This is a genomic window from Haloplanus sp. C73, from assembly GCF_051195115.1.
GTDB lineage: Archaea > Halobacteriota > Halobacteria > Halobacteriales > Haloferacaceae > Haloplanus.
This window is the reverse complement of the sequence record NZ_JBNTJZ010000009.1, coordinates 61,705-76,994: the sequence shown is the minus strand read 5'-3', so window position 1 is coordinate 76,994 and position 15,290 is coordinate 61,705. Positions and strand designations below refer to the sequence as shown.

Here is a 15,290-nt window from a genome sequence, read left to right as displayed (position 1 = left end):
ACGGGCCTTTCCTCTCTCGTCGTCTACGGCCACCGATGCGACTCGGCATCTTCGAGACGATTGGGCTCGCGGCGTCGCTCGTGTTCGCCATCCCGCTCGCGCTGTTCAGCATCGAGACGGCGCTCGCCGGCCAGCGGGCACTCGGTGCCGGCCTCCTCGTCGTCGCAGTCCTGATGGTCGTTCTCCCCCGACGGCTCACGACGCCGACCGACCTGCCCGGCGCCGTCGCCGAGCGCGTAATCGGCCGCGCGGTCAAAGAGCCGGACGACGACGAGTCCTGATTACGGCGATAGCGACGTGGGCACCGACTCCAGCCGTCGACAGCCGCCCTCGGTGACGACGTAGCGTGCGCTGATTCTGACGTGGCGGCCCGGGGTTTCGGGGTCGTGTGCCGCCGGGTCGAGGACGAACTCGTCGCCGACCGACAGGTCTCCGTCCAGACACCGAACCACCGCGCCGTCGCCCGGGGCCAGTCCGTACGCGCCCAGTTCGGCGATGGCTTCGCTCACGAGGCGGTCCACCGGAACGCCGGGTTCCGCGATTCGGCCGACGGCGTCGTGAGCCATCTCGACGGCGACGGCCGCGCGGCGCTCCCACCCGCCCGTGCCGTCGACGACGAACGTCCGCGCCAGCGGCGCCCGCTCGCCGTCGGCACGGGGGGCGACGGCGACGACGAGTGGCTCACCGACTTCGGGCGTCGCTGGCGACACTGTCGTCGCATGGTCGGGGTCGGCTCCCGACGCCTCGATGGCGTCGTCGGCGACGCGTTCGAGCGTCGTCGCGTCGAGTCCGTCGACGCCGTCAGCCGCGAGACGGGTCGCGACGGCGTCGATACCGGCCTCGGCGGCGGCCATCGCCCGCGTCGTCACGGCTCCGGCTCGGGCGCCGGCGACGACTGGGCCTCCTCCAGCATCTCCTCGACGTCCTCGTCGCGGAGTTCGTTGTGCAGGACGACGCTAATCGGGAGCGTCGGCGCCCCGCTGATGAGGTTTTCGAGCAGGACCAGCCGTTCGCGCGCTCGGCTCATGCCGACGTAGAACACGCGGCGCTCGTTGTCGGTGAGGATGGGCACCGGGCTGGTGTGGGCGGTGAACTCCTCCACCCCGCTGACATCGGTCGGGTCGTCGACGCTCGCGGCCATCTGCTCGACCACCTTCTCCGTGAGGTCGGTACAGACGAACACGTGGTCGGCCTCGCGACCCTTCGCGGAGTGGATGGTGCCAACGCGGACGCGGTTCGGGTCCATTCCCCGGTAGTCGTTCTCGAAGTAGGCCTCGATTGCGTTGCGCTGGAAACTCGTCACTTTCCGGAGCATGTCGCCCGCAGACGCCGTATCGGGCATGAAGGGGATGTGGTCGTGGACCACGGACGGGTCGACCGAGATGTCGGCGACGTCGTCGGTGTCCGCGTTCTCCTCCAGTTCGTCGAGGGTGTCGTAGAAGTCGTCCCGCTCGTTCGTGCCGAACGCCGAGTCCTGTAGCATGTCGGCGAGGCGGCGCGCCTCCAGCCCGGTTATCTGGTCGCCGGCTTCGAGTTTCTCGATGGCGCGGACGTACTGGGTGAGGCGGTCGGTCCACATCCGCTGGTCGGTCATCACCGAGAACGGGATGCCCTTCGGGAGGAACTCGTCGATGAACTGGAACATCTGATAGCGCGCCCGGAAGAGAATCATCAGCGTCTCGTCGGTGGTGTCGACCGTGTGCTGGACGTTCCGCACCACTTCGAACATCGAGGGACTCTGAATCCCCTCGACGACGCCGCCCTCTTTCCGCGGGTTCAGGTCCTTCTCCTGCCGTTTGTCGATGTGCTGAATCTCGCGGTTGACGACGTTGAGGATGCGCGAGGGCAGGCGATAGGAGTTGGGCAACACCTTGTCCTCGTGGACCGTCGCGTCGAGGAGGATGTTGGGGTCGGCGCCCTGCCACGCGTACACGACTTGGTCGTCGTCGCCGGCGATGAGGACGCCCTCCATGTGCTCTTTCCACTCCTCGTACACGTCGTACTGCAGGGTAGTGATGTCCTGAAACTCGTCGATGACGAGGTAGTCGACGTGGGGAACCAGCGACCGCTGGGCGACGCGTTCGAGCATGTCCGCGAAGCCGACCAGCCCGTGTTCGCCCTTGTACGAGCGCCACGCGCGAATGACCTCGGGAACGTCGATTCGGTCGTCGTCCGTCGGCCACGTCGGGGTGTACTTGTTCCCCTCTTGGGCGTTCGGGTCGATATCCGGCGGGAGCCGAACCACTTCTTCGTCCCACTGGAAGGGGACGTCATACCAGTCGGCGACGTCACGCTGGGTGCGCTGGAGCCACTGACTGGTCGCGATAATCTTGTTACCGAGCGTCGTCGACCGGGCCGTGCGTCGGCCCGCGCCGCCGTGTTCGTCTTCGAATTCGACGCCGTACTCCTCGCAGAACTCCTCCTTGTCGCTCTCGCCGACGACATCGCCCCGCGAGAGGTCGAGCAGTTCGTACGCCTTGGCGTGCATCGTACAGACGTTGCCCTGTAGCGCGCGGGGCGTCGTGTCGAGTCGCTCGGCGAGGCGTTCGCGAACCTCGGCGGCCGCGGCACGAGTGTAGGAGACGACCAACACGTCGCGGATGCTCACGTCGTCGTCTTCCAGTAACTCGTCTACGCGGTCGAGGAGGGCAGTGGTCTTCCCGCTCCCGGGGCCACCGAAGAGACGGGTGACCGTGGCGTCGTCGCTCATCGTGGCAATACACGCCCCGAGATGGTATAAACGGCGTGGCTCGGGGAACTACGAAGCGGGGTCCCAGCCGCAGACCGAGCAGTCGGCCGCGGTTTCGTCGTGCAGCGCCCCACAGTCCGGGCACTGCAGCTTGTTATACGACCGCTCCCAGCGTACCGGTGTGGTCTCGTGGCCGTTGTCCGCGAGGAACTGGTCGAACAGTTCGTCGTCGTGTTCGCTGGGTCCGGCTGCCATACATGCCATGGTACGACATACCACTACTTAGTCGTACTGGTTAGTGTAACGTTCACACACCACTCACAGCCCGTACAGGTCGCCGAACTTCGCCTGCGCGTACTCGACGAAGGCGTCGGCGGCCACCGGTTCGCCCGTCGCCCGCCGAACGAGTTCGTCCGTCTCGTAGCGCTTGCCGTGGCGGTGGATGCGGTCGGTCAGCCACTCGTGGAGCGGGTCGAACTCGCTCCGTCGGACGTGGTCGTCGAGGTCCTCGATGTCTCTCGTGGCCGCGTCGAACAACTGCGCGGCGACGACACTCCCCAGCGAGTAGGTGGGGAAGTAGCCGAAGTTGCCGTGTGCCCAGTGGATGTCCTGCAGACAGCCCTCGGCGTCCGTCTCGGGGCGCACCCCCAGATACGACGCCATCTTGTCGTTCCAGACGGTGGGTACGTCGGCCACGTCCAAGTCGCCCCGAATCAGGTCGCGCTCGATTTCGAATCGGGCGACGATGTGGAGATGGTAGGTGAGTTCGTCCGCCTCGACCCGAATGAGGTTCGAGGGGTCGACTGCGTTGACCGCCTCGTAGGCCTCGCGGGCGCTCACATCGCCGACGGCGGGGAAGGCGTCACACACGTCGGACACGAACCCCTCCCAGAACGCCGTCGACCGCCCGACGTGATTCTCCCACAGCCGCGATTGTGACTCGTGAATCGACAGGTCGCGCGCCTCGCCCAGCGGCGTTCCGTACGCCTCGTCCGGCAGGCCGAGGGTGTAGGTTGCGTGGCCGAACTCGTGAATCGTCGACAGCAGGGCGCCGATTGGGTCGGCCTCGTCGTATCGCGTGGTGACCCGCGCGTCGAACGGCGTCCCCGTCGAGAAGGGGTGGGGCGCCGTGTCGAGTCGTCCCCGCTCCCACGGGTAGCCGAGGCGGTCCAGCGCCGTCCGCATCAGTGCTTCCTGCTGGTCGGTGTCGAAGGGTGCGTGGGCGGTGAACGCGTCGGTCGCGAGGTCGGCCTCCGAGGCGCGAATCTCCGCGACTAGCGGCACCACCGCATCGCGGAGCGTCGTCAGTACGTCTTCGGCGTGGGCGAGGGGCAGACACGGCTCGAACTCCTCGAACAGCACCGCGTAGGGGTCGCGCTCGGGGTCGACGTAGTCGGCGTACCGCCGCTTCAGGCCGACCAGTTCGTCGAGATGCGGCGCGAACGCCTCGAAGTCGTCGTCGGCTTTCGCCTCGCGCCACGCGGTCAGCGCCTCCGACGACGCGGCCGAAATCCGTTCGACCAGTTCGGTCGGCACCCGAACCGCTCGGTCGTGTTCCCGCCGCACCTCGCGGACGACCGCTCGCTGGTCGTCGTCGAGCGTCTCGACCGACAGTTCGTCCAACAGCCGGCCGAGTTCGTCGTCGGTGAGCAGGTCGTGATGGACGGCCGACAGCGTCGAGAGTTGGCGCGACCGGGCGGGCGCCCCGCCCTCGGGCATCATCACCTGCTGGTCCCAAGAGAGCACTTCCCGCGCGGACGAGACGTTCGTCAGCCGCCCGACGTGGGTCAGAAGGTCGTCGTACGCGGTCGTGGTGTCGCTCATGTCCACCCGTCGCGCCGGACGGTACTAAACCTCGCGCCGACAGTCAGTGCTACCACGGAGTGGTAACACCTATACGGGCGAGGCATCGACCGGGTGGCATGGATACGAACGACACGGCCCGGTCCACCTCGGATTCGGGTCTCGGCACGCGACTCGGCGGCTATCTCTCCGGGATGGGGCCGTCGTGGGTCGCCAGCGCCATCGCCGCCGGACCGGCCACGATAGCCAGCCTCGTCACCGCCGGCGCGCTCTTTGGCTACCAACTGCTCTGGGTGGTCGTCCTCTCGGCCGGCGCGGGGGCGCTCACCCAGTATCTCGCGATGCGCCTCGGCCTCCTGACCGAGCAGGGTATCGTCGCCGTCGTCGAGGACCACCTCGGCGAGTGGTGGGCGTGGCTGCTCGTCGCCGACGCCGTCATCGCCGCCGGCGTCGCCCAACTGGTCATCATGAAAACCGTCGCCACCGTCTCGTCGACGGTCACGGGCATCGACGCGCGCATCTGGGGCGTCGTGTGGGCGCTCGTCCTCGCCGTCGGCCTCGCGGGCGGCGGCTATCGCTTCCTCGAAGTCGGCGCGAAACTCCTCGTCGCGCTCGTCGTCGTCGCGTTCGTCGCCAGCCTGTTCGTCGTGCCCATCGACGCCGGAGCCGCCGTCGCTGGCCTCGTCCCGAGCGTTCCCTCGGGTGGCGCGCTCGTCGCCGCGGGCATCCTCGGCGGCGCCGTCCACATCACGCTCATCACGATGCACTCCTACACGATGCGCTCGCGTGGCTGGACGCGCGACGACTACGACCTCGCGTCGGTCGACATCGGCGCGTCGATGCTCGTCGCCTTCGGTGTCTACAGCCTCGCCATCTTCCTCGTCACCGCGAGCGTCCTCACCTCCGCCGACCTCTCCACCGTCGGCGCCGCGCAGGCGCTCGGCCCGCTGGTCGGCCCCAGCGCGAAGTGGCTGTTCCTGCTCGGCCTCTGGGGCGCCGCCGTCTCCACCCTCGGCGGTAACACCATCGTCCCGCCCTTCCTCCTCGCCGACAAACTCGGCTGGGGGACGACCATCGACGACTCGCGCTACCGCGGCTTGCTCGTCGTCGTCGCGCTCCTCTCGGCCCCCGGCGCCTTCATCGGCGGCGCGGTCCTCGGCCAACTCGTCCTCGTCCTCGCGCTCGGCACCGTCGGCACGCCTTTCGCCATCGCAATCGTCCTCTACCTGCTGAACTCGGAGGCCGTCCCCGACCGCAACTCGACGCTCGCGAACGTCGGCGGCGTCGCGCTCCTGCTGGTGACCGGAACCCTCGCCGCCAACTTCGTCCGCTCGCAGGTGACCGGCGGCGTCAGTACCCTCTCGGGCCTCGTCCTCGCGTTCGCCGTCGCGCTCGGCCTCGCGATGGTCGTCTTGCTCGGGAAGTTCGTCCGGGAAGAGGTCGTGTGACCGACGTTCCGCTGTCGGGGACGACGCTCGTCGTCGGCCCCTCGAACGCCGGCAAGACGCGCCTGACCGCGCGCACGCTGACGCGCTGGGTCGACCGCCACGGCCCCGACGGCGTCGTCGTCTTCGATTTCGCACCCGAACTCGAACGCGACGGGCAGGTGCTCGGCGGGCGCCTCGACCGCTTCGTCACGCCGCCCGCCGACGCGTGGCAGGGCGTCCTCGACGCCCACGCGCCCCGAGCGACCGCAGACTCCGACGACGCGGCGCTCGCTCTCGCCGACGACAACGCCCGCCGGGCGGCGCGCCTGTTCGACGCCGCGCCCTCCGACCCCCGGGCGGTGTTCGTCAACGACGCCACCATCCCCTTCCAGCATCCCGACGCCGACCCCGACCGCCTGCTCGACTACTGCGAGGGGGCCGACGTCGCCGTTCTCAACGCGCTGGAGGCCGACGCCCTCGACGGCGACGACCCCGTCTCGCAGGTCGAACGGCGGACGCTCACGGCCTTCCGCCGGCGCGTCGACCGGGTGCTCGAACTCGACGGCGAGTGACCCGGCCACCAGACGTATCCCCGGCAGGCCCCGAGAGACGGATATGCTATCGAGACAGCGACGACACACACGGGAGGCACGCCCATGAGACGACGAACCTTCGTCGCGACGGCGGCCGGATTCGGAACCACGGCGCTCGCCGGCTGTTCCGGTGGCGGTGACGGGGGCGGCGGTGATGGCGGTGACGGTAGCGGCGGCAGTGACGGTAGCGGTGGAGAGACGGACGACAGCGAGAGCGGTGCGCTCGGGACGTTCCAACTCCTCATCAGCGACCAGCCGGCGGCCATCGGCGACTTCGACTCGCTGGACGTGACCCTCTCCTCCGCCCGCGTCTTCCGGGCCGACGAGGACGAAGAAGTCACCTCGGCGGCGGTCACCGGAACGGAATCGACGCCGGACGACGACGAGTCCGGCGGGTTCGTCGAGTTCGACCTCGACGACGTCACGGTCGACCTGACGCAGGTGGTGGGCGACCGGGCCGTCTCGGTACTCGAGAGCGAACTCGAAGCGGGCCGGTACTCCGGCATCGAACTCCGCGTGGCGAGTGCGGAAGGCGTCGTCGACGGCGAGGACGTCGACGTGATGGTGCCGAGCAACCGTCTGCGCATCGTCCGGCCCTTCGAAGTCGCGCCGGACGCGGAACTCGACTTCGTCTTCGACATCAACGTCGTCAAGAAGGGACAGAGCGGCGAGTACAACCTCCTGCCCGTCATCGGGAAAAGCGGCGTCGCGGGAGAGGACGTCGACGTCGAGGAGGTCGAGGAGGACGACTCGGACGACTCTGATACCCCGGACGCCACCGAGACGGCGACGCCGGAGACGCCGGACGGAAACGAGACGGCGACCTGAGGCCGGCGACGCCTACGCCCGGTCGCCGGGGACCGATTCGGCGACGCGGCGGTAGATGCGCTCACACCGCTTTAGTACCTCGACGCTGACGCTTTCTTCGGCCGTATGCGCCTCGCCCGGTTCGGCGGCGCCACAGACCACACAGGTCGTCCCCGCCGCCGCCAGCCACCCCGCGTCAGTCGCGTGGGGCTTGGCGACGTGTTCGGGCGCGCCCGACTGCGCCTCGCGAGCCGCGTCGAGGACCGTCTCCGCGAAGTCCGCGTCGTCACAGGCCATCGGGGGGAGGTCTTGGTCGACCACCCACTCGACGCCGGGCACCTCGGCGCGCGCCAAGTCGGCCCGCTCGCCCGGCACCGTTCGCTCGTCGACGGTCACCGAACACCGCTCGGGAATGACGTTCCACGCCGTCCCGCCCTCGATTTCGGTGACGGCGACGCTCCCCGTCAGTGTTCGCCCCAGCACCGTCGTCTCCGGGGCGTCGAGAGTGCGGACGATATCGACGGCGTCGCAGGCGCGGTACACCGCGTTCTCGCCCGCCTCCGGTTCGCTCGCGTGCGCGCTCTCGCCGGTGGCGACGAGCGTGCTTCCCCGCCGGCCCTTGTGCGCGACGGCGACATCCGTGACGCCGGGCGCGGAGTAGCCCGTCGACCCCTCGCCGACGACGGCGTAGTCGGGGGCAAACCCGGCGTCGATGGCGGCGCGCGCCCCCACGCCGCCCTGCTCCTCCCCGGCGAACGAAGCGAAGACGAGTTCGGTAGACGGGTCGGCGTCGCGGAAGGCTAGCATCGCGGCCGCGAGACTCCCCTTCATGTCGGCGGTGCCGCGGCCGTGGAGGCGGCCGTTGCGCTCCCTGACGACGTAGCCGTCGTCCGCCACCTGTTCGTCTGCGGGGGCGACGACGTCGTGGTGGCCGACCAGCGCTAGCGACTCCCGGCCGTCGCCGCGGCGGGCAATCACGCCCGAGTCGTCGTGTCGGACCGTCGCCGCCGTCTCCTCGCGGAGCCAGTCAGCAATCGCCTCGCCCGCCGCGCGCTCGTCGTCGTGGCTCGGAATCGAGACCAGTCGGCGCGTCAGGTCCAGTACCTCGCTCATGGCCAGTCTGAGGGGGCGCCGCTTGAATACCCTTTTCCGTGTCGCCCCCCGAATTCGTGTATGAACATCGTACCGGACACGAGCGCGGTCATCGACGGCCGCGTGTCCGAACGCGTCGAATCCGAGGCCTACGAGGGGGCGACGATTGTCGTTCCCGAGGCCGTCGTCGGCGAACTCGAGTGGCAAGCCAACGAGGGCCACGACACGGGCTGGGACGGCATCGAAGAACTCCAGCGACTCGTGGAACTGGCCGAGGACGGAACCATCAGCGTCGAATATCACGGAAGCCGCCCCAACGCGGGGCAGAAACGCGACGCCGACGAGGGCGAAATCGACGCCATCGTCCGCGACGTGGCCGCCGAACTCGACGCCACCCTCCTGACGAGCGACGTGGTGCAGGCCGAGGTGAGTCGCGCGAAAGGCCTCGCCGTCGAGTACGTCGAACCCCGCGGGCGCGACGCCGAGGGACTCCAAATCGAGTCCTTCTTCGACGACACGACGATGAGCGTCCACCTCCGCACGGGGTCGAAGCCGAAGGCCAAACGCGGCGAAATCGGCGACATGCACTATCAGGTCATCCGCGACGAAGTGACCACCGAAGCCGAGATGAAGGAGTTCGCCCACGACATCGCGGAGACGGCCCGCGCCAGCCCCGACGGCTTCGTCGAACTCGACGAACCGGGCATGACCATCGTCCAGTATCGCTCCTACCGCATCGCCGTCGCCCGTCCGCCGTTCTCTGACGGCTTCGAAATCACCGCCGTCCGGCCAATCGTCAAGACGGACCTCGAGGACTACGAGTTCGCCGACGACCTGAAAGACCGGCTACTCGAACGCCAGCGCGGTGTCCTCATCTCCGGTGCGCCCGGCGCCGGGAAGTCCACCTTCGCACAGGCCGTCGCGGAGTTCCTCGCGGACCACGACAACGCGGTCAAGACGATGGAGAAGCCCCGCGACCTGCAGGTCGGCCCCGACATCACTCAGTACACGGCTCTCGGGGGCGACATGGCCAAGACGGCCGACTCCCTGCTTCTCGTCCGTCCCGACTACACCATCTACGACGAGGTGCGCAAAACCGAGGACTTCGAAGTCTTCGCGGACATGCGCCTCGCGGGCGTCGGCATGGTCGGCGTGGTTCACGCCACCCGCGCCATCGACGCCCTCCAGCGACTCGTCGGCCGGGTCGAACTCGGCATGATTCCGCAGGTGGTCGACACCGTCGTCTACATCGAGGACGGCCGCGTCGACACCGTCTACGACGTGACGACGGAGGTGAAGGTCCCCGAGGGGCTGACCGCGGAGGACCTCGCCCGCCCGGTCATCCAGATTTCCGACTTCGAAACCGGCACGCCCGCCTACGAAATCTACACCTTCAACCGACAGGTTGTCACCGTCCCCCTCGACGAGGGCGGCTCGTCCGAGACGGGCGTCTCCCGACTGGCGCGCAAGGAAGTCGAGCGCGAGATTCGCTCCATCGCCCGCGGCCATGTCGAAGTCGAACTGAAGGGTCAGAACGAGGCCGTCGTCTACGTTGAGGAGGACGACATCTCCTACGTCATCGGGAAGGGTGGCGGCCGAATCAGCGACGTCGAGGACCGCCTCGGCATCAGCATCGACGTGCGGACGCTGAGCGAGCGCCCGAACGGCGGTGCCAGCGGCGCCAGCGGCGGTCAGAGCGGTAGCAGCGGCGGTGGCGGCGGTGCCCAAGGCACCGTCGTCACGCCGGAAGTCACCTCACGACACGTCGTCGTCGACGTCGGCAGCGGGGCCGAAGTCGGCGAGACGGTCGAAGTTCGGGCCGACGGCGAGTATCTGTTCACCGCGACGGTGGGTCGCGGCGGCGAGATTCAGGTGTCGCGCGGCAGCGCCATCGCGGACGAACTCGAACGCGCTATCGACGAGAAAAAGCAGATTCGCGTCGTTTCGACTTAGTCACACTCGACGCAGGCCGCCTCGGCGTCGGCATCGGCGTCCTTGGCCAGTGCCGTTTCGTTGAGCTGGTAGAGATTCTGTCGTGCGTCGGCGAAGTAGACGTCCTCGTCCACGACGCCGATATCCTCGAGTCGTTCGAGCGCGTACCGGACCGTTCGAGCCGACAGCATCGACTCTTCGACGATCCCCTTCTGGGTCAACGAGCCGTTGTATTCGAGGACCTTGAAGACCAGTTTCGCGCTCGGCGGAAGGTCGTCTAGACCCTCCTCGTCAGTTCCAGCCATCATCCACAATCAGTAGGGCCACGGGCTTAAATGTTCACAGACCCGCGCATCGTCGTTCACGATTGTCAGGGAAGTACCACCCTCGCCGCACCGATGCCACGAATAGTGCCACAACACCCACGATTAATGACGGACGACAGCACTCGCTAGAGTATGACACGGCAACTCGACCCACTGTTCGACCCGTCGTCGCTGGCCATCGTCGGTGCCAGCCCCGATTCGTGGTACTCCTCACGAATCACCGACAACCTGCTCTCCTATGGCTACGACGGCGACGTCTACCTCGTCAACCCGAATCGCGAGGAGGCGTGGGAACGGCCCTGTTACGACACGGTGTCCGACTTGCCCGAGGTGGTCGACCTCGTCGTCGTCGTCGTCCCCCGCGAACACGTCGTCGACGTAGTACGTGAGTCGGGTGAGGTCGGTGTCCCCGCCGCCTTGGTCATCACGACCGGGTTCAGCGAGGCCGACGAGCGCGGTGCGGAACTGGAGGCGGACCTCGAAGCCACCGCCGCGGACTACGACATCAGCGTCGCGGGGCCGAACTGCATCGGCCTCGCCAACGCACAGGCCGGGACGGTGTTGACCGGGCTCTGCTCTCGCAAACCTGAACCCGGAAACATCGGCCTCGCCAGCCAGTCGGGCGCCCTCTCCTTTGCGACTTTCTACGAGAACGCCGCCGACGAGGACACCCACTTCTCTCATGTCGTCTCGACGGGCAACGAGGTGGACCAGAGCCTCGCCGACTACGTGGAGTACATGGCCGCCGACCCCGACGTCGACGTCATCTGCACCTACATCGAGGGCGTGACCGAGCCGCGACGCTTCATCGAGGTGGCGCGGGAGGCGGTGGCGACGGGCACGCCCGTACTGGCGGTGAAAGTCGGGAGTTCGGACGTGGCGCAGGCGGCCGCCGAGTCCCACACCGGGTCGCTGACGGGCAACGACGCCGTCTGGGACGCCGCCTTCGGGCAGGCGGGCATCGAGCGCGTGCCCGACATCCCCGACCTGACGACGCGAGCGCAGGCCCACGCGGCCTTCGACCCGCCGGACTCCCGACGGGTGTGTGTCGCCTCGACGAGCGGCGGCCTCGCCACCCTGCTCGCCGATTTGGCCGAGGAGCGGGGCCTCGACCTCCCGCAACTGGCCGAGGACACCGAGGACTCGCTTCTCGAAATGGACGACCTGCTCACCTTCGGCGAACTCCGCAACCCGGTCGACATTCGCGCGGCCGGCGCCGAGGTGCTGACCGAGGTGGCCGACGTCCTGTTTTCGGACGACAACTTCGACGCCTACGTCTTCGGCATCGGGCTCTCGATGGTCGACGAGGACGCCGACGCCATCGCCGACCGCTTGCTCGAACTCGGCGAGATGACGGACGACCCCGTCATCTTCCTGTGGACGGGCCGGAAGGAGCCGGACGAACTCGAGGACCCCCAGCCCTACGAGCGCGTCCGCGCCGAGTATCCCCTCTACTACGAGCCGACGAAATCTATCGACGCCTTGGCGTCGCTCGTCAACTTCGACGAGGCGCGGGACCGGCTGGTCGGGCGCCCGCCCTTCGAACTCGACGGCGCCTCCGACTCCGACCTCCCGAGCGACAGCACGCTCACGTGGGAGCGGGCGACGACCCTGCTGGAGGATTACGGCCTCGACCTGCCGACCACTCGCTCGGCCGGGTCGAGCGAGGAGGCCGCCCGCTACACCGGCCAAATCGGGGCGCCCGTGGTGATGAAGGTGGACTCGCCCGACATCGCCCACCGCAATCAGGTCGGCGCGGTCCGGGTCGGCGTCGACTCCCCCGCCGCGGCCCAGCGTGCCTACGAGGAAATCGTCGCGAACGTCTTCGAACACGACTCCGAGGCGACCATCGAGGGCGTCCTCGTGCAGGAGATGGTCGAGAGTGGCGTCGAGGCGCTCGTCGGCGCGTCCCAAGACCCCAACCTCGGCCCGGTCGTCACCGTCGGCTCCGGCGGGACACAGGTCGAGGCACTTCAGGACACCACGCACTTGATAGCGCCCTTCGGCAAGGGCGACGCCTACGGCGCGCTCAAACGGACCGACATCCCCGCGCGCTTCGAACACGAGTTCGGCCCCGAGGCGTCGCTCGACAGTCTCGCCAATCTCATCACGAAGGTCGGAAATCTCGTCGCCACCCACCGCGACATCGCGGAACTCGACCTCAACCCGGTGATGGTGCGCCCGGAGCGAAGCGTCTGTGTCGACGCGTACGTCCGCACCGACTGACGCCCCGGGTATCGAACCCCTTTTCATGCCCGCTGCCGGAAGGACGTGTATGGCTACGGAAACGCAAACCGGCCTCACGGGGCACGTCCGCGGGGTGACCGTCACCACGCTGGCCTGCCTCGGCGGCGTCGCGGCGGCGCTCGCTGCCGCCGTCATCGTCGGAACCAGCGCGGCGGCCGCCACGAACACGCAGGCGGTCCTGCCCGCGGTGGCCGCTGTCGCCATTCAGTACCCCCTTCTGAAGGCGATAGGCGTCGACACTGGCGAGTTCGGCGCGAAGGACCACCTCTACATCGGGTTCATGACGTTCACGCTCTGGTTCATCACCTACGCAATCCTCCTCACCACCGGCGCCTCCCTGTAATCATGGCTGACGACAGTATCGCGGTCGTCGACCTCGACCGGTGTCAACCCGACCGCTGCAACTACGAGTGTGCGAACTTCTGCCCGCCGAACCGGACCGGCGAGGAGTGTATCGTCACGCTCGAAGAGCGCCACGACGACCCCGACCTCTACGAGGGGGGTCCCGAACAGATTAGCATCTCCGAGGAACTCTGTCTGGGCGAGACCTGTGGCATCTGCGTCGAAAAATGTCCCTTCGACGCCATCGAAATCATCAACCTCCCCTCGGAACTCAACGACGACCCCGTTCACCGCTACGGCGAGAACGCCTTCTCGCTCTACGGCCTGCCCGTTCCCGAGTCCGGCACGGTAACGGGACTGCTCGGCCCGAACGGCATCGGGAAGTCGACGGCCGTCCACGCCCTCGCGGGCGAGATGGTCCCCAACCTCGGGCAGTACGAAGACGAACCCGACTGGGAGCGAGTGCTCGACCAGTACCGCGGGACGGCGCTCCAGAACTACCTCGAACGCCTGATGGACGACGACATCAGCGTCGCCCGCAAGCCCCAGTACATCGACCGCATCCCGGACCGATTCGACGGCAAGACCCGAACCCTGCTGGAACAGACCGACGAGCGAGACGCCGTCGACGACCTGATAGACCGGCTCTCGATTCGGCCGGTCATCGACCAGCCAATCGACACGCTCTCCGGCGGCGAACTCCAGCGGGTCGCGCTCGCGGCGACGCTCGCCCGCGACGCCGACTTCTACTTCCTCGACGAAATCACGCCCTACCTCGACATCGGCCAGCGCGTGACCGCCGCGCGCCTCATCCGCGAACTCGCCGAGGACGAGGACCGCTCGATGCTCGTGGTCGAACACGACCTTGCCGTGCTGGATTTGCTCGCCGACCGCCTCCACGTCGCCTACGGCGAACCCGGCGCGTACGGCGTCATCACCGACCCCAAATCCGTCCGCAACGGCATCAACGAGTATCTGCAGGGCTATCTCGACAACGAGAACATGCGCATCCGCCCGAACGAAATCACGTTCGAGGAGCACGCACCCCGGGAGTCGGTGTCGGGGACGCCGCTGGTGGAGTACCCCGACCTCTCGAAGTCCTACGGCGAGGGCGAGTTCTCGCTCGACGTCGAGGGCGGCACCATCTACGAGAGCGAGGTGCTCGGCGTGGTCGGCCCGAACGGCATCGGGAAGTCGACGCTCGCGAAACTGTTCGCGGGGTCGCTCGAACCCGACGAGGGCGAACTCGACTTCCAACTCGACATCGCCTACAAGCCGCAGTACGTCGAAGTCGACCAGCCGATGCGGGTCGACACCTTCCTCTCCTCGATTACCGACGACTTCGGCACCTCGTTCTGGAACACGGAAATCGCCAAGCCGCTCCAACTCGAGCGCATCATGGAACAGCAGTTGACGGACCTCTCGGGCGGGGAGCGCCAGCGCGTCGCCATCGCGGCCTGTCTCTCTGAAGAGGCCGACCTCTATCTCCTCGACGAGCCGTCGGCCCACCTCGACGTCGAACAGCGAGTGCAGGCCACCTCCGCCATCCGCCGCTACGCCGAGAACCACGACGCCACGGCGATGGTCATCGACCACGACATCTACATGATTGACCTGCTGGCCGACCGGCTGATGGTGTTCGACGGCGAACCCGCCGCCCACGGCCACGCTTCCACCCCGCAGGACATGCGCTCGGGCATGAACGACTTCCTCGCGGACCTCGACATCACCTTCCGCCGCGACGAGCGAACGGGCCGCCCCCGCATCAACAAGCCCGAGAGCCAACTCGACCGCGAGCAGAAACGGCAGGGCGAGTACTACTACGCGCCCTGATTGTCCGCTCGCCGCACACGACCGCTGTACGCTTATGTCGCTCCCTACCAACGTAGCACTATGAGCGACACCACCGACGCCGACGACCCCACCCGCCCCCGATTCCGCGGCTGTGTCGTCTGTTACACCGCCGAGATGGTCGCCTACGGCGTCCGAGCGGCGCGCCAGCGAGCGAAAAGTTAACGCGTTCGGCCCCGGC

At 67.8% G+C, this 15,290-nt stretch carries 15 protein-coding genes; 9 read left to right on the top strand and 6 right to left on the bottom strand.

What is annotated here, in order from left to right; genetic code table 11:
- Positions 1–35 precede the first annotated feature (35 nt).
- Positions 36–281, top strand: coding sequence for a DUF7533 family protein (locus ACQUSQ_RS14520; protein ID WP_435070212.1), 246 nt, complete (start codon positions 36–38; stop codon positions 279–281).
- Here the strand turns inward: ACQUSQ_RS14520 and ACQUSQ_RS14515 are convergent, their stop codons facing one another.
- From ACQUSQ_RS14515 to ACQUSQ_RS14500, 4 genes are all read right to left on the bottom strand, one after another.
- A complete protein-coding gene (locus tag ACQUSQ_RS14515) occupies positions 282–869 on the bottom strand; it encodes a M24 family metallopeptidase (RefSeq protein ID WP_435070210.1) in 588 nt (195 codons plus the stop codon).
- Complete coding sequence (locus ACQUSQ_RS14510; RefSeq protein WP_435070209.1) at positions 866–2,710, bottom strand: UvrD-helicase domain-containing protein; 1,845 nt, start codon at positions 2,708–2,710, stop codon at positions 866–868. The genes ACQUSQ_RS14515 and ACQUSQ_RS14510 overlap by 4 nt, the downstream gene beginning before the upstream one ends.
- A 48-nt stretch (positions 2,711–2,758) precedes the next feature.
- Positions 2,759–2,944, bottom strand: a complete 186-nt coding sequence (locus ACQUSQ_RS14505; RefSeq protein WP_435070207.1) for an HVO_0416 family zinc finger protein — start codon at positions 2,942–2,944, stop codon at positions 2,759–2,761.
- A 63-nt stretch (positions 2,945–3,007) separates the two neighbouring features.
- Positions 3,008–4,513 (bottom strand): carboxypeptidase M32, encoded by a 1,506-nt coding sequence (locus ACQUSQ_RS14500; protein WP_435070206.1) that lies wholly within the window; start codon positions 4,511–4,513, stop codon positions 3,008–3,010.
- A 98-nt stretch (positions 4,514–4,611) separates the two neighbouring features.
- Between ACQUSQ_RS14500 and ACQUSQ_RS14495 the strand changes: the two genes are divergently transcribed.
- The 3 genes from ACQUSQ_RS14495 to ACQUSQ_RS14485 all read left to right on the top strand — a co-directional run bounded on the left by ACQUSQ_RS14495 (position 4,612) and on the right by ACQUSQ_RS14485 (position 7,340).
- The gene (locus ACQUSQ_RS14495; RefSeq protein ID WP_435070203.1) at positions 4,612–5,940 is read left to right on the top strand and encodes an NRAMP family divalent metal transporter; all 1,329 of its coding nucleotides are present in this window, start codon (positions 4,612–4,614) and stop codon (positions 5,938–5,940) included.
- Positions 5,937–6,491: a hypothetical protein gene (locus ACQUSQ_RS14490; RefSeq protein ID WP_435070201.1), complete on the top strand. Its 555-nt coding sequence runs from the start codon at positions 5,937–5,939 to the stop codon at positions 6,489–6,491. Before ACQUSQ_RS14495 ends, ACQUSQ_RS14490 begins: the two co-directional genes overlap by 4 nt.
- Before the next feature lie 84 nt (positions 6,492–6,575).
- Positions 6,576–7,340, top strand: a complete 765-nt coding sequence (locus ACQUSQ_RS14485) for a DUF4382 domain-containing protein (RefSeq protein ID WP_435070199.1) — start codon at positions 6,576–6,578, stop codon at positions 7,338–7,340.
- A 12-nt stretch (positions 7,341–7,352) separates the two neighbouring features.
- On the opposite strand, the gene ACQUSQ_RS14480 is transcribed toward ACQUSQ_RS14485, so the two are convergent.
- Complete coding sequence (locus ACQUSQ_RS14480; protein ID WP_435070197.1) at positions 7,353–8,432, bottom strand: M20 family metallopeptidase; 1,080 nt, start codon at positions 8,430–8,432, stop codon at positions 7,353–7,355.
- Positions 8,433–8,492: 60 nt separating this feature from the next.
- On the opposite strand from ACQUSQ_RS14480, the gene ACQUSQ_RS14475 reads away from it, so the two are divergent.
- Positions 8,493–10,364, top strand: a complete 1,872-nt coding sequence (locus ACQUSQ_RS14475) for a PINc/VapC family ATPase (RefSeq protein WP_435070195.1) — start codon at positions 8,493–8,495, stop codon at positions 10,362–10,364.
- On the opposite strand, the gene ACQUSQ_RS14470 is transcribed toward ACQUSQ_RS14475, so the two are convergent.
- On the bottom strand, positions 10,361–10,648 hold the full coding sequence (locus ACQUSQ_RS14470) for a winged helix-turn-helix transcriptional regulator (protein ID WP_435070193.1): 288 nt from the start codon (positions 10,646–10,648) through the stop codon (positions 10,361–10,363). The genes ACQUSQ_RS14475 and ACQUSQ_RS14470 overlap by 4 nt on opposite strands.
- Positions 10,649–10,801: 153 nt before the next feature.
- On the opposite strand from ACQUSQ_RS14470, the gene ACQUSQ_RS14465 reads away from it, so the two are divergent.
- Genes ACQUSQ_RS14465 through ACQUSQ_RS14450 form a run of 4 tightly spaced genes read left to right on the top strand, consistent with a single transcriptional unit; the run spans position 10,802 to position 15,274 of the window.
- Positions 10,802–12,895 (top strand): acetate--CoA ligase family protein, encoded by a 2,094-nt coding sequence (locus ACQUSQ_RS14465; protein ID WP_435070191.1) that lies wholly within the window; start codon positions 10,802–10,804, stop codon positions 12,893–12,895.
- A gap of 49 nt (positions 12,896–12,944) precedes the next feature.
- Positions 12,945–13,259 carry a hypothetical protein gene (locus ACQUSQ_RS14460; RefSeq protein ID WP_435070189.1) on the top strand — a complete coding sequence of 105 codons (315 nt, stop codon included), beginning with the start codon at positions 12,945–12,947 and terminating at the stop codon, positions 13,257–13,259.
- A gap of 2 nt (positions 13,260–13,261) precedes the next feature.
- On the top strand, positions 13,262–15,091 hold the full coding sequence (locus ACQUSQ_RS14455) for a ribosome biogenesis/translation initiation ATPase RLI (protein WP_435070187.1): 1,830 nt from the start codon (positions 13,262–13,264) through the stop codon (positions 15,089–15,091).
- 60 nt (positions 15,092–15,151) lie between these two features.
- Positions 15,152–15,274, top strand: a complete 123-nt coding sequence (locus ACQUSQ_RS14450) for a hypothetical protein (RefSeq protein ID WP_435070185.1) — start codon at positions 15,152–15,154, stop codon at positions 15,272–15,274.
- Positions 15,275–15,290: the final 16 nt, after the last annotated feature.